Origin of the sequence: Natronomonas sp., assembly GCF_046710025.1 — an archaeon.
Classification (GTDB): Archaea; Halobacteriota; Halobacteria; order Halobacteriales; family Haloarculaceae; genus Natronomonas.
This window is the reverse complement of the sequence record NZ_JBKEGK010000038.1, coordinates 1-16,424: the sequence shown is the minus strand read 5'-3', so window position 1 is coordinate 16,424 and position 16,424 is coordinate 1. Positions and strand designations below refer to the sequence as shown.

The 16,424-nt window shown below is 64.5% G+C and carries 10 protein-coding genes and 2 pseudogenes; 5 read left to right on the top strand and 7 right to left on the bottom strand.

Translation table 11 applies throughout. From position 1 onward, the window contains the following. The 3 genes and pseudogenes from ACI944_RS04455 to ACI944_RS04445 all read right to left on the bottom strand — a co-directional run. Positions 1–899, bottom strand: a pseudogene (locus tag ACI944_RS04455) (hypothetical protein); the annotation flags it as partial. Continuing rightward, entirely contained in the window at positions 899–4,171 is a 3,273-nt protein-coding gene (gene ileS / locus ACI944_RS04450) for an isoleucine--tRNA ligase (protein ID WP_411717863.1), read from the bottom strand. The gene ileS and the pseudogene ACI944_RS04455, both read right to left, overlap by 1 nt. A gap of 79 nt (positions 4,172–4,250) precedes the next feature. Next, positions 4,251–5,621 carry a phosphoglucomutase/phosphomannomutase family protein gene (locus tag ACI944_RS04445; protein WP_411717862.1) on the bottom strand — a complete coding sequence of 457 codons (1,371 nt, stop codon included), beginning with the start codon at positions 5,619–5,621 and terminating at the stop codon, positions 4,251–4,253. An 82-nt stretch (positions 5,622–5,703) separates the two neighbouring features. On the opposite strand from ACI944_RS04445, the gene ACI944_RS04440 reads away from it, so the two are divergent. Continuing rightward, positions 5,704–7,140 carry a DHH family phosphoesterase gene (locus ACI944_RS04440; protein WP_411717861.1) on the top strand — a complete coding sequence of 479 codons (1,437 nt, stop codon included), beginning with the start codon at positions 5,704–5,706 and terminating at the stop codon, positions 7,138–7,140. 6 nt (positions 7,141–7,146) lie between these two features. Here the strand turns inward: ACI944_RS04440 and ACI944_RS04435 are convergent, their stop codons facing one another. From ACI944_RS04435 to ACI944_RS04425, 3 genes are all read right to left on the bottom strand, one after another. Then, positions 7,147–8,706 carry a phytoene desaturase family protein gene (locus ACI944_RS04435; protein WP_411717860.1) on the bottom strand — a complete coding sequence of 520 codons (1,560 nt, stop codon included), beginning with the start codon at positions 8,704–8,706 and terminating at the stop codon, positions 7,147–7,149. A 1-nt stretch (position 8,707) separates the two neighbouring features. Then, the gene (locus ACI944_RS04430; RefSeq protein WP_411717859.1) at positions 8,708–9,748 is read right to left on the bottom strand and encodes a Brp/Blh family beta-carotene 15,15'-dioxygenase; all 1,041 of its coding nucleotides are present in this window, start codon (positions 9,746–9,748) and stop codon (positions 8,708–8,710) included. A gap of 69 nt (positions 9,749–9,817) precedes the next feature. Continuing rightward, a complete protein-coding gene (locus ACI944_RS04425; RefSeq protein ID WP_411717858.1) occupies positions 9,818–10,300 on the bottom strand; it encodes a hypothetical protein in 483 nt (160 codons plus the stop codon). A 221-nt stretch (positions 10,301–10,521) separates the two neighbouring features. On the opposite strand from ACI944_RS04425, the gene ACI944_RS04420 reads away from it, so the two are divergent. After that, positions 10,522–12,441 carry a beta-CASP ribonuclease aCPSF1 gene (locus ACI944_RS04420; RefSeq protein WP_411717857.1) on the top strand — a complete coding sequence of 640 codons (1,920 nt, stop codon included), beginning with the start codon at positions 10,522–10,524 and terminating at the stop codon, positions 12,439–12,441. A gap of 57 nt (positions 12,442–12,498) precedes the next feature. Here ACI944_RS04420 and ACI944_RS04415 read toward each other — a convergent pair whose 3' ends face one another. Further along, positions 12,499–13,323, bottom strand: a complete 825-nt coding sequence (locus ACI944_RS04415; RefSeq protein WP_411717856.1) for a TrmB family transcriptional regulator — start codon at positions 13,321–13,323, stop codon at positions 12,499–12,501. Positions 13,324–13,712: 389 nt separating this feature from the next. Here ACI944_RS04415 and ACI944_RS04410 point away from each other — a divergent pair, with 389 nt between their 5' ends. The 3 genes and pseudogenes from ACI944_RS04410 to ACI944_RS04400 form a co-directional block, all read left to right on the top strand. Next, positions 13,713–15,059: an ammonium transporter gene (locus ACI944_RS04410; protein WP_411717855.1), complete on the top strand. Its 1,347-nt coding sequence runs from the start codon at positions 13,713–13,715 to the stop codon at positions 15,057–15,059. After that, entirely contained in the window at positions 15,052–15,399 is a 348-nt protein-coding gene (locus ACI944_RS04405) for a P-II family nitrogen regulator (protein WP_411717854.1), read from the top strand. Before ACI944_RS04410 ends, ACI944_RS04405 begins: the two co-directional genes overlap by 8 nt. A gap of 351 nt (positions 15,400–15,750) precedes the next feature. Next, positions 15,751–16,424 (top strand): annotated as a pseudogene (locus tag ACI944_RS04400) (tyramine oxidase); the annotation flags it as partial.

The following is a 16,424-nucleotide window of genomic DNA, read 5'->3' as shown; positions in this document are numbered from 1 at the left end:
CGATCGCGGAACGCCGCGTAGCCCACGTCGCCGGACTCGTATGCGAGGAGGGCGGCGTAGTAGTCCGCCATCCCCTCGACGGTCCAGCGCGTCGCGTCGGTCGGCACGTAGCGCTGTCTGGTGTGGACGTACTCGTGGATCCAGGTGTTGCGCGTCGTCCCGAGCCGTTCGGCGTCTCGTACCCACATGTCGCCGCCGGGGCCGCGTTGGACGCCGGCAGGGCCCCACGTCTGGCCGGCGGTGGGGGCGGCGATGGCGAAGACGTCGGGGCGTGAGCCGATCACGAGGCGCTCGGCGGCGGCTTCAAACGCCCCGAGGATTTCATCGGGGTCCTCGCGGAGGTCTGCCGCCTCGGGGACGACAAGCCGGAACGTCTGTCCAGCCGCCGAGCTTGTGTGTTCGGTGTAGGGGCCGAGGTACGCCATATGTGTGCTCGCGATCCCCTCGCCGTCGACCGCGTTGGTTTGAAGGAGTTCGGAGTCGGTGTCGGTGCTCCGCCAGGAGACGCCGACCGACGGCGTCCGGACGAGTGCCCACTCGTCGTTCGCGACGAACGTGACACCCTCACGACGGCGGTGTGTGCCCCGGACGGTGGCGTCGTACTCGTACTCGAGGCTCGGGGTGGCTGTCGATCCGGTCCACGCGTAGGTCCGGTCGTCGATTCGTTCGAAGCCCTCGGCGGCGGTGACGTCGGTGTCGGCCGGGATCGTGATCTCTAACTCGGCGGTCGAGTCGGGGATCGACAGGCGCGTCTCGACGTCGATTCGGTCGTCCGTCCCCGATTGCGAGAGCCCGTTCTCGAGTTCGATCGGCTCCGCTGCCGCTCCCGAAACGCCGACGACCCCGCCGAGAAGACAGCCGACGACGAGTGCGAAGACGACGACCGGCCGGGCGCCCATCACCGATCGTTGACGGGCTCGATCGAAATATACATATCGACGCCCTCGACATCCCAGACGCGTTCGTGACCGTCTCCGACGGCCCCGAACTCGGCGGCCCGGACCTCGCCGGCGACGAGGTCGCGGTGGCGATCGACGAGGGCTGCCACCCGCTCGTCGCGGACGTCGAGGTCGACGCTGATCTCGCGTTCGATGTCGAGATCGAGTTCCTTGCGCATCTCTTGGATTCGGCGGACGACCTCACGGGCGTACCCCTCGCTCTCGATGTCTTCGGTGAGCGTCGTGTCGACGTAAACGACGCCGCGGTCGTCGCCGTCGACCGAGAAGGCGGTTCCCTCGATCCGCTCCGGGGTCTCGGTGTTGAACGAGATCATCTCCTCGGTCAACTCGACCTCGCGGCCGAGTTCCTCGGCGACGGCCGCCGAAAGCGTCCCGAGCGTCGGCTCGTTCACCGAGACCGCATTGATAGCGTTCATTATCTCGCCGGCCTCGTCGCCGAACGTCGGCCCGAGCACCGACATGTCTGCGCGGGCGGTGTAGGCGAGTTCCTCCCAGTCGGCGTTGGGATCGATCAATTCGATCTCGCGGGCGTTGAGCCGGTCGCGGAGGAGATCGCGGTGGCGGTCGACCGCCTCGGCGGATCTGGCGTCGTCGGCCGCGACGACGACCCGCGTAACGGGCCATCTGAGCTTCCGCTCGGCTTGTTGGCGGGCGTTCGAGCCCGCCTCCTCGACCGCGGCGACAACCTCGACGTCCGTCTCGAGTTCGGGGTCGCGGAACGATTCGTCGACCTCCGGCCACTCACACATGTGGACGGTGTCGTACGCGTCCTCGCCCGTCAAAGTGCCGTATATCTCCTCTGCGATGAACGGCGCGTAGGGCGCAAGCAGCTTCGTCGTCTCGACGAGAACGTGATACAGCGTCGCGTAGGCGGCGCGCTTGCTTTCCGAGTCGGCTTCCTCCCACATCCGCTCGCGGACGACCTGAATGTAAAACCGCGAGACGTCCTCGACGACGAACTCGAGTAGCGCATCGAGCGCTTTGTCTTGGCGGTAGACCTCCCACTCCGCCGTCATCTGGGCGGTGACCGACTGCAACCGCGAGAGAACCCACTCGTCGACGGTCTCGAGTTCCGCGTCGTCGATTAACGCTTCGGCGGCGCTGCCGCCTTCGCCTCGTTGCGATTCCGTCGCAACGCTCGGATCGAACCCGTCAAGCCGCATGTACGGCAGCGGGAACCGGAAGACGTTCCAGAGAATATTGAGATCGCGCTCGCGGTTCCCCATCTCGTCCCACGAGAAGCGCATGTCGTCGCCCTGTGGGTTCTGGCTCAACAGGAATAGCCGCATTGGGTCGGCGCCGTGGCGCTCGATCGCCTCCTGTGGGGCGACGATGTTACCGATCGACTTGGACATCTTGCGGCCGTCCTCCGCGAGCGCCCACCCGTGCATGAGGACGTTCTTGTACGGGACCGCATCGAGGGCGGCGCTGCCCATCCCGAGTTGAGACCAAAACCACCCGCGGGTCTGATCGTGGGCCTCCATGATCAGGTCGGCCGGCCACAGTTCATCGAATGACTCCTCGTCGCCGGGGTAACCGATCGTTCCCCACGAGGCGACAGAGGAGTCCAGCCAGACGTCGAAGACGTCGGGGACGCGGGTGTACGTGACGCCCCCGTCGGTGATCGTCAGCTCGTCGACGGTGTCCTTGTGAAGGTCGACGGCCTCGGGATCGATCGACTGGTCGACGCGCTCTGCGAGTTCCGCACGGGTGCTTATGACGATCGCGCTGTCGACGTCACCGTCCCAGTGCTCGACGTCGCCGTCGCCGTCGCTCGCCTCGGCATCGGGTACCCAGATCGGGATCGGAATGCCCCAGTAGCGCTGCCTGGAGACGTTCCAGTCCGGCGAGTCCTCGATAAAGTCTCGAAACCGGTTGTCGCGGGCCTCTTGGGGGTACCACTTGCTGCCCTCCATGTTCGCAAGCAACTCGTCTTTGATATCGGTGACCGTGATGAACCACTGGTCGGTAACCATCTGGATGATGGGCGTATCGCAACGCCAGCAGTGGCCGTAGTCGTGGTGGTGGCGCTCGCTCGCGAGGAGGTGCCCATTGGCGTCGAGATGGGCGATGATCGCCTCGTCGGCCTCCTTGACGAACTGCCCGGCGTACTCGCCTGCCGAGTCTTCAAAGACGCCGTCGGGGCCGACCGGGCAGAAGATCTCGAGGCCGAGTTCCTGCCCGCGCTCGAAGTCCACCTCGCCGTGGCCGGGGGCGGAGTGGACCAGCCCGGTCCGGTCGGCTTCGACGTAGTCGGCGTCGTACACCGCCAGTGCGCCCTCGAAGTCGGGCGCGTCGGGAACCTCCTCGCGCAGGGGGTGGTCGTACGTCCAGCCGACCATCTCATCGCCGGGGATATTCTCGCGGACCTCGTAGCCGTCGTAGCCACCGTGTTCGAGCACGTCCTCGACACAGGATTCCTCGAGGTAGAGGACCTCCGTCTCGCCGTCGCGCTCGGCTTCGACCGCCTGATACGTTGCATCGGCGTCGACGGCGACGAACGTGTTCGCGGGGATCGTCCACGGCGTCGTCGTCCAGATGACGAGAGACGAGTCCTCGTCGTGCTCGCTTCCGGACAGTGGGAATTTCACGTAGATCGAGGGGTCCTCGACGTGTTCGTACTCGACCTCGTTGTTCGCGATCGCCGTTTCACACCGCGGACACTGGCTGATCGAGCGCTTGCCCTGTTCGACGAGGCCGCGATCGTGGGCCTTCGAGAAACCCCACCACGCGGATTCCATGTACTCGGGATCGACCGTCTTGTAGGGGTCGTCCCAGTCCATCCAGACGCCAAATGACTTGAAGTCGCTCTGAAGTCCCTCGAGTTGCTCCTCGGCGAAAGATTTGCACTCGCCGATGAAGTTCTCCTCGCCGAATGCCTCGATATCCTTTTTATTCTCGAAGCCGAGTTTCTCTTCGACTTTCGTCTCGATAGGCAGCCCGTGCATGTCGTAGCCCGGGCGGTCGGTCACGTCGTAGCCGCACATCCGAAGATAGCGAATGTAGGCGTCTTTCAGTGTCTTGTTCCACGTCGTGCCCATGTGGGCGGCCCCGGAGGTGTAGGGCGGGCCGTCGACGAAAAAGAAGTCCTCGCCGTCGGATCGATGCCGTTTCGCTCTCTCGTAGGCGTCGACCTCGTCCCAGTACTCGAAGACGCGTTCCTCGACCGCGCCGGGTTCGTACTGGTCGTCGACCTCGGCGAACCTGCTCATGTCGGGACAATTAGCCGCCGCTGTTAAATGGGAATCGGTAGCGTTCGGGGCTCGCGGTAGCGCGAGGAACCGAACAAACTCACACCAGCGGCTCGAGTAGCGCGACGCCGGACGACAGCAGTTCTTCGACTCTGGTATCGCTGTCCGCTTCGGCGTACACCCGGAGTTTCGGCTCGGTCCCGCTCGGGCGGACGAGCAGCCACGAGCCATCAGTCAAGAAGAGTTTGAACCCGTCGGTGCGGCCGACGCGTTCGATTTCGCTGCCGGCGACCGATTCCGGGAGGTCCGCGTCGAGTTCCCCAATGACGGTCGCCTTCCGGTCGTCGGGACAGTCGACGCTGCGCCGGTCTTGGACGATATCGCCGTATTCCGCGCGGAGCCGGTCGAGCCGGTCATCGAGCGGCTCTTCGAGGTGGGCGGCGGCGACGAGAAGCGCGACGAGGACGCCGTCCTTGTTGCGGAGGTGCCCACCGATCCCGAACCCGCCCGACTCCTCGCCGCCGACGAGCGCCCCGGAGTCGGCCATCGCCTCGCCGACCCACTTGAACCCGACGGCCGTCTCGTGGGCGGCGTGGCCGGTCGCCTCGGCGATCCGATCAAGAAGCGCGGTCGTCGAGACGGTTCGAACAACGTCGCCCGCCCCGGTCTCCAGTCGGTAGTCGTACAGCGCCGCGAGCACCCAGTTCGGATCGACGACACCGCGGCCGGGCGTGACAACGGCGAGGCGGTCGGAGTCGCCGTCGTTCGCGACGCCGAGGGCGGCGTCTCCATCGACGACCGCAGATTCGAGCGCTGTGAGGTGCTCAACCGTCGGTTCGGGCGATGAACCGCCAAAGTCAGGGTCGCGTTCGCCCCGCAGTCGCGTGACGGTCGCGCCAGCTCGGGCGAGGAGTTCGTCGGTGACGCCGCGACCGCTGCCGTGCATCGCGTCGTGGGCGAGTGTCAGTCCTCCGAGATCCGGCTCGGCGAACGACAGCGCGTGCTCGAGATATGGCTCGATGAGGTCGACCTCCCGGACAGAGCCCCACCGGTCCTCGGCGAGCGGCTCGGGTGGGGCCAGCGTCGCCGCCAGCCGGTCGGTCACCCTGGGCAGGGCGGGCGCGCCGTCCGAGGGGACGAACTTGATGCCGTTGTACGCCGGCGGATTGTGGCTCGCGGTCACCTGCAGCGCGCCGGAGAGCCCCCGCTCGAGGACCGTCCACGCGACGACCGGCGTCGGGGTGTCCCGGCCGGCGAGGCGGACGTCGAAGCCGTTGGCACAGAGGACGCGGGCGAGTTCCTCCGCGGCCGCCCGAGAGCCCGCCCGCGGGTCGTAGCCGACGGCGACCGGCGCGTCCTCGCCCTCAGAGCGCAGGTAGTCGGCGGCGGCCTGGCCGACGGCCCGGATCCGTGGTTCGGTGAACTCCTCGACCGTCGTCCGCCAGCCGTCGGTGCCGAACTCGACGTTCATACGGGCAGGTCGATGTCGGGGCGCAAAAAGACGGTGGACGCCCGTCCCGGGGTTTAAATTGGAGAGCGGGTAACGTCTCCCTATGGCTGCCGCCGACGCCCCCGTCTCCGAGTTACAGGCCCGCTCCGACGCGTGTGCGGCGCGGCTGTGTGCCGCGGACCGCGTGCTACTCGCTTCCCATATCGACGCCGACGGGCTGACAAGCGCCGCGATCGCCGCAACCGCGCTCGAACGGGCTGGGATACCGTTCGAAACGGTCTTCGAGAAGCAACTCGACGCCGAATCGATCGCGGCCATCGCCGGCCGGGAGTACGGGACGGTGCTTTTCACCGACTTCGGCAGTGGCCAACTCGACGTTATCGCCGAGCACGAGCGTGCGGGCGAGTTCGTCCCTGTGATCGCCGACCACCACCAGCCAGCCGACGCCGACACCGAGTTTCACCTCAACCCGCTACTCGAGGGGATCGACGGGGCCTCGGAGCTGTCGGGCGCGGGGGCGAGTTACCTCTTGGCTCGGGCGCTCGCGGCGCGGTCGACGGCTGACGAACGGCTCGACAACCGCGACCTCGCGGCGCTCGCGGTCGTCGGTGCCGTCGGCGACATGCAGGCCTCACAAGGCGCGTTACACGGCGCGAACGCCGCTATCGTCGATGATGGCGTCGAGGCGGGCGTCCTACAGGAGCAAAAGGACCTCGCGATCTACGGCAAGCAGACCCGCCCCCTGCCGAAACTGCTCGAGTACGCTTCGGACATCCGGATTCCGGGGATCACCAACGACGAACGCGGGGTCGTCTCGTTTCTCGACGGGGTCGACGTGTCCTGTCGGGCTGACAGCGAGTGGCGGCGCTGGGTCGATCTCTCCGAGGACGAAAAGCGGACGCTCGCGAGCGCGCTGGTCAGACACGCCGTCTCCCGCGGCGTGCCGGCGTTCAAGATCGATCGGCTGGTCGGGACGAGCTATGTCCTCTCGGAGGAATCTGTCGGCACCGAACTCCGGGATGCGAGCGAGTTCTCGACGCTTCTGAACGCGACGGCGAGATACGAGCGCGCCGATGTCGGCCTCGCGGTCTGTCTCGGCGATCGAGATGGGGCCTTCGAACGGGCGAAGAAGCTGCTTGCGAACCACCGCCGGAACCTCTCGGCGGGGATCGAATGGGTGGAGAAGCACGGGGTCACCCACGAGGACAACCTCCAGTGGTTCAACGCCGGGAGCGAGATCCGCGAGACGATCGTCGGCATCATCGCGGGGATGTCGATGGGTGCCGATGGCGTCTCCCGCGACGTGCCCATCGTCGCGTTCGCGAAGAAGAGCGACGACGAGACGAAGGTCTCCGCCCGCGGGACGGGGCCACTCGTCGGAACGGGCCTCGATCTGTCCGCCGCGATGGGTGAGGCCGCCCGCGCGGTCGGCGGCGACGGCGGCGGCCACGACATCGCCGCGGGTGCGACGATCCCGGCCGGCGCCGAGCCCGAGTTTCTCGAACGCGCCGACGCGATTGTCGGCGACCAACTCGGATAACCGTCGCTACCGACGGTCGAGAAGGGCCGAAACGGTGCCCTGCGTCTCCGCCTCCCGAACCGCGGCGGCGGTGTGCTCGCCGCTGACGAGACACATCGGGACGCCGATCCCCGGCGAGGTGTAGGAGCCGGTGTAGTACAGCGACCCGGCGGCTGACGACCGGATCGACGGGCGGAACGGCCCGGTCTGCCGGAGGGTGTGCGCGAGGCCGAGCGCCGTCCCCCGTGGCGCGCCGAAGCGCTCGCCGAACTCCGAGACGCAGGCGGTCCGCTCAAGAACGATCCGGTCGCGGAGATCGGCGCCGGTGTGGGTTTCGAGGTCGTCGAGGACCTGCTCGCGGAACCGCTCGCGGGTTTGATCGTCGTCGTCGAGTCCGGCGGCGATGGGGACGAGCACGACGACCGCCTCGTGGTCGTCGGGAGCCATCGTCGGATCGGTTCGCGATGGGACGTTGACATAATAGGCGGGGTCCTCGGGCCACGCAGGGTCGTCGAAGATCGCCTCGAAGTGGGCGTCCCAGTCGGTCGGCAACACGAGCGTGTGGTGTTCGAGCGGTTCCGCGTCGCCTTCGACGCCGAGATACAGGAGGAACGCCGAGGGGGCGTACGTCCGGTCACTCCAGTAGTCGGTGCCGTACTCCGTTCGATCCGCGGGAAGAAGGTCGCGCTCGACGTGGTAGGGGTTCGCGTTCGCGACGACCGCGTCGGCGCGCCCGCTCCCGGCGGCCGTCCGCACGCCGAATCCCTCGCCCCCGGGGTCGAGTGCGGTCACCTCACGACCGGTTTCGATCTCGACGCCGAGTTCGGTGGCGAGGTCCGCGATCCCGTCGATGACCGACGCGATGCCGCCCGTCGGGTGGTACACGCCGAGGTTGTAATCGACGTGGGACATGAGCGTGTAGATCGCCGGCGTGTTGTGAGGCGCACCGCCGAGGAAGACCAGCGTGTACTGCAGGAGTTGCTTGAGCTTGGGGTTCTCGAAGCGCTCGCCCACGTACTCGTTCATCGAATCCAAGAGCGTCACGCCACGGGCGGCTCGGAGCAGCCGGGGATCGAGACAGTCCCGCAGCCGGGAGCGATCCCGGTAGACGAACTCCTCGATGCCGACCTCGTAGGCGTGTTCGGCCCCCTCGAGATACGAACGGAACGCCTCGCCGCCCCCCGGCTCGTAGGCGTCGAAGAGGTCCGCGACCGCTTCGGGGTCGTCCGGCACGTCGACACGGTCGCCGTCCTTCCAGAAGACGCGGTAATGCGGATCGAGTCGGGTAAGGTCGTAGTACGCCTCGGGGTCGCGGCCGAAGTGCCCGAAAAACCGCTCGAACGTATCGGGCATGAGATACCACGATGGCCCGGTATCGATCCGGAAGCCGTCGGTCTCGATCCGGCCGGCGACGCCACCGAGATTCTCGTGTCTCTCGAGGACGGTCACGTCGGCGCCGTCGGCGGCGAGATAGCAGGCGGCCGACAGACCGCCGAAACCGCCGCCAACGACCGTAACGTCGCGTCCCTCGAGCGGTCGCTCCTCCGAGCGGTGCGTCGAGTCGGTGGCGTGGGTCGATTCCATCATATCAAGGGGTGTACCAGATGCCGCGGTCGGTGTCCATCCAACCCCCGACGACGACGTGGGGGAGGGCGATGATACTGATGAAGACGCTGAAGAAGGCGACGCCGCTCACCGGAAGCGTTCCGCCCGACATCGGGTTCGGCGCGAGCGTCGCGATCAGAGCCGCAAGCCCGAACGTGGCGATGGCGCCGACGATGAAGGCGACGATCACCCGGTGGGGCGAGGGGATCGATTCGGGATCGGGATCGGGCAGAGCCGAGCGGACTGCCTCGGCGCGGGCGCTCTGTCGCAGCGAGTACCAAAGCGGAAAGTACAGTCCGACAGCGGCGACGACGGGCACGACGACGAAGTACGCGATCAAAAGCGTCGTCTCGGCGCCGTCGACGGCCCACGTCGTGAGCCCGTCCCGCCGGTGGAAGCCAAGGCCGAGGTGGGTGACGACGGCGGCAGCGAAGACAGCGCCCAAAGTGATCTTGAGATCACCGTAATACGGCGCGACGGCCTCGAACGCGCCGGGCTGGAAGATGTCGATCATGAACGTGCTGAACGCCGCGAAGTCGCCGGGCCACGCGTAAATCGGGACGATCATCACGGCCCCGCCGCGGACGAACGCTGCCAGCGCGCGCTGGGGCGTTGTCCGGAGGTGATCGGTCCCGACGAGCGTGTCGAGCACTCGGAGGCCGCCGTGACCGCCCTTCGCGACGGCGACGGAGATCGCAAGGGCGAGGCCGGCGACTGGCGAGTAAAAAAACAACGCGACGAACCCGGCGACCATCGCCAGGTACACCACGATATATCGGGCGCCGAAGGGAAGCCCCCGGTTTTTAAGATTGGACATGTGCTCGTATCCCCCGTACGGGAGGTTCAACGCGACCATCCCAAAGAGGTAGATTCCCGCCTGGGTCCGCATGTCGAGGGAGATGTTCGCCCATCGCGCAAGCAGGAACCACCCGACGAGGATTATAAGAGCGATGCGGGAGGCCGAGAGCAGCCATCGTTCCCGATCAGTTCGGAGGCGACTGAGGTGCATTTCGACCGTTGCCATACGACAAGATACGGCGTCGATGCCTCTCCATTCTCGGCCATAGTTGTGTGGGTATTTATACGATCGATCTCACTGCTCCGGGTCGAACGGGCTCGCCCCCTCGGTCCACTCCCATCCGGGCAGGCGGGTCTGAAACCCCGCTGCGAGGGCGGCGTCAAGGTCGTCAGCCCCGGCCGGGTCGTCGGGGCCGCCGTGGGTGTGGACGTCGGCGAAGTGAAACGTCGCCTCCGCGAGCAGGGCGAACGGCTCCCCGCCGGCGATCGTGGCGGCGAGTTTCCGACCGAGGAACTCGTCGACGACGAAGCCGGGGTAATCGCCCGGGCAATCGAGGTCGCGAAGCAACCCGCACAAGGCGGCGACGTTGACCGCGCGGTCGCCGTCGGCGAACACCGAATCGACCTCCGCTCGGTACTGTTCGACCGTGACGTGGGCGACCTCGACGCCGAACAACGGCCCCAACCGATCGCGGGTTTCATTTACCAGTTCGGGGATCGAATCGCGGGCGCTGAGCCGTTCGTGCTCCTCGGCGACGGTCGCCGGCGTGATCTTCATACGGTCCTTTGCGAAGGGTTTTATATTAGTAGTGGGTTAGCATCGGGTACGAGCGGGTTTTCCGGTACCTCCCGCGGCCGTTGTCCGACGACAGCCACCGCCGATCCGACTCAATCGATATCCAAATGACACTCCACACGTATGCAGTCGGCGAACCTGTCTGCGACCGACGAGCGAGACGCGGCGAGCGGCCGGAGCCCGATTCAAGGAATTTCTAACGCATGAGTGCAGTAGAGCGGAAACTCGACGATATCAAGGCGACGATCGTGAGCGAAGTGCCGAACGACATCTCCGTGTCCGACGTAAAGTACGAGGGGCCCGAGTTGGTCGTCTACACTCGCGATCCAAAAAAGTTCGCGAGCGACGGCGATCTGATCCGGCGACTCGCCTCGAAGCTCCGAAAGCGGATCACGGTCCGGCCGGATCCGAACGTCCTCGCGCGGCCCGCCGAGGCCCGCGAGCGGATTCTCGACGTGATCCCCGACGAGGCCGGTGTTTCGGATCTCGACTTCCACGCCGATACCGGCGAAGTCGTCATCGAGGCTCAAAAACCGGGGATGGTCATCGGCCGCCACGGGTCGACGCTCAGAGAGATCACCCAGAAGGTTGGCTGGACCCCCGAGGTCGTCCGGACGCCGCCGATCGAGTCCTCGACGGTCTCGAACGTCCGAAACTTCCTCAAACAGGAACGCGAGGAGCGCCGCGACATCCTCGAACGGATCGGCCGCCAGATCCACCGCGAGGAGATGTCCGACGACGAGTGGGTCCGGATCACGACGCTCGGGTGCTGCCGGGAGGTCGGTCGTGCCGCGTTCATTCTCAACACGCCCGAGACGCGCGTGCTCATCGACTGCGGTGACAAGCCCGGCGCGAAGGGCGAGGTCCCGTATCTGCAGGTGCCGGAGGCGCTCGGCGCGGGCGCCTCGAACATCGACGCGGTCGTGTTGACACACGCCCACCTCGATCACTCGGCGTTGGTACCACTTCTGTTCAAATACGGTTACGACGGTCCGATATACTGTACGGAGCCAACTCGGGATCTAATGGGGCTTTTGACCCTCGATTACCTCGATGTCGCCGCCAAGGAGGGTCGAACGCCGCCGTACGACTCCGCGCAGGTTCGCGAAGCGATCAAACACTGCATCCCGATCGAGTACGGCGACGTGACCGATATCGCGCCGGATCTAAAGCTTACATTCCACAACGCCGGCCACATTCTTGGCTCGGCGGTGTCGCATTTCCACGTCGGCGACGGCCTCTACAATGTCGCCTTCTCCGGGGACATCCACTACGACGATACCCGCCTGTTCAACGGTGCTGTCAACGACTTCCCGCGCGTCGAAACGCTCGTGATGGAGTCGACATACGGCGGGCGAAACGATTATCAGACCGATCAGGCCGACTCCGAAGAGAAACTCAAGGAGGTGATCCGCGAGACGACGACCGAGGGTGGCAAGGTCCTTATCCCCGCCTTCGCCGTCGGCCGCTCCCAAGAGATCATGCTCGTCCTCGAAGAGGCGATGCGGAAGGGCGAGATCCCGGAGGTCCCGGTCCACCTCGACGGGATGATCTGGGAAGCGACGGCGATCCACACCACCTATCCGGAGTACCTCCGGGACGACCTTCGCGACCGGATCTTCCACGACGACGAAAACCCGTTCCTCGCCGACCAGTTCAACCATATCGACGGCGGCGAGGACGAACGTCAAGAGGTTGCCGACGGCGGCCCCTGTATCGTCCTCTCGACGTCGGGGATGATCGAGGGTGGCCCGATCATGTCGTGGCTCACCCATATCGGTGCCGAGTCCGACTCCTCGCTCGTCTTCGTCGGCTATCAGGCCCAGGGAACGCTCGGCCGACGCATCCAGAACGGCTGGGACGAGATTCCGATGAACGATCGCTCGAACAGCCGTGGGACGCTCACACTGAACCTGAACATTAAAACGGTCGACGGATTCTCGGGGCACGCCGACCGCCAGGGTCTCATGAACTTCGTCCGGACAATGAACCCCCGCCCGGAGAAGGTCCTCTGCGTCCACGGCGACGAATCCTCTGTACAGGACCTCTCCTCGGCGCTGTATCACGACTTCAATATGCGGACGTTCGCGCCGAAGAACCTCGAGACGTTCCGGTTTAAGTAGTCGGACGCGCTCGGTGTGCATCGCTGGCCGGGGTGAATCCGCGACGGCCGCGTATGCTCAGATATCGCGTCCGCCCCCACCCGTGCTCGCGGCGGTCGTCGCATCGCGGTCAGGTGGCCGGCCGTCCGCCCAAAGCAACTCGAAGAGCTGTGATTTCGTCTTGTACAGCGTGTCGCTCGTGGTCGAAATGCCGACGTACCCATCGTCGTTGTCGGCGGCGAACGCGACGAGAACGTGGGAGTTGTCGTAGAGATATATCCGCCCTTCAACGTTATTGACACGTCGAATCCGCATTAGGTCGCTGGCACGGTCGTAGATCGCTGGCGGGATGGTACCGTCGTCGGAGACGATGGCTTGGATCGTGACCCCGGCCTCGGCCCGCCGGCTCAGTGCTTCGACGTGGTGGTTGAGGATGTGTTCGAAGCTTAACGGCGTCGTGATCATTCGAATCTCCGAATTAGCCGCGCCGGTGAGCTCTGCGAGTTTTTCGAGGATGTGATGGCGGTCGGAATACGTCCAACAGATTTCCGACTGCGCCCCTGGGTCCGGGGCGTCCGCGACGCTGTCGACGAACTGTTCGCCGATGCGCTTGATTTCGGCGAGTTCCGAGTCGTACTGACGCCGTTTGAATTCTCGAAAGCGTTCGAACGCGTCGTCGGGGGCAACCGGGCCGAATTTTTTTGGTCGCCCCGGCTGGATGTCGACGAATCCCTTGTCGGCCAAGGCATCGAGGGCGTCGTACACCCGCGGCTGTGGGACGTCAGCCCCGTCGGAAACCTCCTGTGCGGTCGAGACACCCTGCCGAAGCAGGCACGTATACGCACACGATTCATACTTCGACAGTCCGACCTCTTTGAGGTACATACGGGGTTCGCTTGCCATACGTTACCAATTATTTCGCAGATAAAAAGACCTTCTATTATCTTCGGCGTATTAGCATATAAACATCATATTTTTCTATGTTACCTAGTGTTTGTTCACTATTTAAGGTAATAAGTATCTGTTACACAGTTTACTACCCCACAGTTGTGGCCAGCTCATAACATACACTCGTCCATCTGTGTGCGCACAGATACCAAAATGAGCCGACGAAGCGAAGAAAAAAGATACGAGCGTGATGGAATGTCGAGTTCGATGAGAGAACCCATAGGTCAGGGTCAACCGGGGGCTCCCGCCGCTACAACGGAAGCCGAACTAAGCGGAGTGGAGTACACTGAACCGCGGCCAAATCGGATATCACGTCGTCGACTACCCACACTTGAGGTACAGCGATGATCGACCTCGCATTACAGGCGGAGCCTGGGGTAATCGCCGAGGGCGTCAATCTCGTGTGGGTTTTTGTCGCGACGTTTCTCGTGTTCTTCATGCACGCCGGATTCGGGATGCTCGAGTCGGGCCAGGTCCGCTCGAAAAACGTCGCAAACCAGCTGACAAAGAACGTGCTTACGTGGGGTATCGGGGTGATCGCGTACTTTATTGTCGGTGCAGGCGTCTCAGTCGCGATTGCCGCGCTCACCAGCGGTAGCGAGATTTCAGGTGTCCTCGCGCATCTCAGCGCCGGATCGACCGGTTGGGCGAGTCTGTTGTTCGGCGCGGCCTTCTCGATGGTTGCCGCGTCGATCGTTTCCGGAGCTGTCGCCGAGCGAGCGCAACTCGGTGGATACCTCGTATTCACCGTCTTCGTCGGCGCTGTGATATACCCCGTCGCGACGGGGTTAACCTGGGGCGGCGGATTCCTCTCACAACTCGGGTTCGCTGATTTCGCCGGCGGCGCGATCGTCCACATGGTCGGCGGCGTCTGTGGGCTTGTCGCCGCCGCCGTCATCGGCCCTCGGGTCGGACGGTTCGACGACGACGGTAGCTCGAACGTCATTCCCGGCCACTCACTTCCGTACGCGGTGTTGGGAACGCTCATTCTCGCGTTCGGCTGGTACGGGTTCAATGTTGGAACAGCCGTCAGTGTCTTCGAAGTCAACGAGGCCGGTGAGCTGGCGCTCGCTGATTACGCTTACGCCGGCCGCGTTGCGATCAACACCGCGCTGGTGATGGGTGCCGGCAGCATCGGTGCCGCGCTCGTCGGCTACATCAGGCAGAACAAGGTCGATCCACTGATGACCGCTAACGGGCTTCTCGCTGGGCTTGTCAGCGTCTGTAGCATCGCTGCAGTCGCGAGTTGGCGCGGGACGCTCGTGGTTGGCTTCGTTGCCGGGGTGCAGGTCGTGTTGGTGTTCGATTTGCTCGAGCGGGTCGGGATCGACGACGTGTGTGCCGTGTTTCCGGTACATGGGTCTGCCGGCCTCCTCAGTGCTCTTGCGTATCCGTTTGTCAACACCACGTCGGCGTTCTCGATCACACAACTCGGGATCCAGGTCGCCGGCGTCGTCGTCTTGGCCGTCTGGGCGGCCGGCGCCACGCTCGCGATTTATAGCGTCTTGAACGCCCTCGGGTGGGCCAGAGTCGATCGCGAGGAGGAACTCGAGGGGTTGGACGCTGCCGAACACGGCATCGAAACGTACCCCGAGTTCGGCGGCAGTGTGATCGAAGATACCGACAGGCGATCCTCCCGGCCGAGTGGAACGCCCGTCGCCGATGGAAGTGGGGAGAGCGACGATGACTGACATAGAGATGATCGTCGCGTACATCCGCCCTGACAAGCTCTCGGCGGTCAAGCAGGGCCTCTCGGAGGCCGGTGCGCCGTCGTTGACCGTCTCAAACGTCTCCGGTCGCGGATCGCAGCCGACGAAAACTGGTCAGTGGCGCGGCGAGGAGTACAGCGTCGACCTCCACCAGAAAGTCAAACTCGAGTGCGTCGTTGCCGACATCCCTGCCGACGACGTTGTCGACGCCATCGCCGATTCGGCATACACTGGGGAGCCGGGCGACGGAAAGGTGTTCGTTTTGCCGGTCGAGTCTGCCCGGCAGATCCGGACAGGGGCCGAGGGGATCGACGCAGTGTAGCGATCGCCCTCGCCGGCCGTTCTCGAAGTGAGTCATTTGCGCGTCTCGTCCGGAAAGTGGGTGGCGCTTGAACAGCTATCCGATATAGGGGTTGATTTCAGTTTGTTTTTATACGACATCGCCGCATAGCGGTTTCGCCGGGGCGTTCGGGTGGGCGATACGGGGTGGACAATTCGATGTCGGTGATCACAAAGATGAGTGCTCGACGGTACTTCCGTATGCCATCTTGTTTGTATCCGGGAGTCGGACTACTACGGATCGGTTGTAAATAACTCACAATATCCGACCGATCAAACACATAACTATCGGCTCGTTCACCCGACGAAGTTCGTGAATCGAGCCGGGAAAACCATGAGTAAGCAGAAACAGACTCCGGTAGTTGACCACCCGCTTGAGCAGCTTACCGCCGAGGAAATCGAAACGGCCGTCGACATCTTCGAGGCGGAGTCGGAACTCGGTAGTGGCGTACAGTATCACAATGTGATGTTGAATGAGCCACCGAAATCCGCCACCAAGGCCTTCGAGCCCGGCGATCCGTTCGATCGGGAGGTGGATATCGTCGCGCGAAAGGACCGCGAGACGTACGAGGCGACGGTTTCGCTGACCGAGGAAGAACTCAAGACGTGTGAGCATATTCCCGACGTCGAACCGGGGTTGTTACCCGAGGAAATAGAAGGGGCACAGGAAGCGGTCAAGAACGACCCTGAGTGGCGGGAGGCCGCAAAAAAGCGCGGGGTTGAGGACTTCGACCTCGTCATGGTCGATCCGTGGGCCGCAAGCGGGTTCGAGCCCGAGGGACACGAGGGCGAACGGATCTGCCGGGCGATCTCATGGATCCGGTCGAGCCCGAACGATAACGGCCGTGCACGCCCCATCGAGGGGCTGTTTGCGTTCGTCAATGTCGACGAGATGGAAGTCGTCGAAATCGAGGACAACGGAGTTCCGGACCCGGATACCCCGCTCCCACCCGAGGACGCCGACTACCGGGCCGACCGAGTCGAGACGCGGGACGACTTCGAACACCT

Bases quoted from the DNA above. Each gene is read 5' to 3' on its own strand.
- ileS (WP_411717863.1), bottom strand. From the start codon at position 4,171: ATGAGCAGGTTCGCCGAGGTCGACGACCAGTACGAACCCGGCGCGGTC.
- ACI944_RS04445 (WP_411717862.1), bottom strand. From the start codon at position 5,621: ATGAACGTCGAGTTCGGCACCGACGGCTGGCGGACGACGGTCGAGGAG.
- ACI944_RS04440 (WP_411717861.1), top strand. From the start codon at position 5,704: ATGGCTGCCGCCGACGCCCCCGTCTCCGAGTTACAGGCCCGCTCCGAC.
- ACI944_RS04435 (WP_411717860.1), bottom strand. From the start codon at position 8,706: ATGATGGAATCGACCCACGCCACCGACTCGACGCACCGCTCGGAGGAG.
- ACI944_RS04430 (WP_411717859.1), bottom strand. From the start codon at position 9,748: ATGGCAACGGTCGAAATGCACCTCAGTCGCCTCCGAACTGATCGGGAA.
- ACI944_RS04425 (WP_411717858.1), bottom strand. From the start codon at position 10,300: ATGAAGATCACGCCGGCGACCGTCGCCGAGGAGCACGAACGGCTCAGC.
- ACI944_RS04420 (WP_411717857.1), top strand. From the start codon at position 10,522: ATGAGTGCAGTAGAGCGGAAACTCGACGATATCAAGGCGACGATCGTG.
- ACI944_RS04415 (WP_411717856.1), bottom strand. From the start codon at position 13,323: ATGGCAAGCGAACCCCGTATGTACCTCAAAGAGGTCGGACTGTCGAAG.
- ACI944_RS04410 (WP_411717855.1), top strand. From the start codon at position 13,713: ATGATCGACCTCGCATTACAGGCGGAGCCTGGGGTAATCGCCGAGGGC.
- ACI944_RS04405 (WP_411717854.1), top strand. From the start codon at position 15,052: ATGACTGACATAGAGATGATCGTCGCGTACATCCGCCCTGACAAGCTC.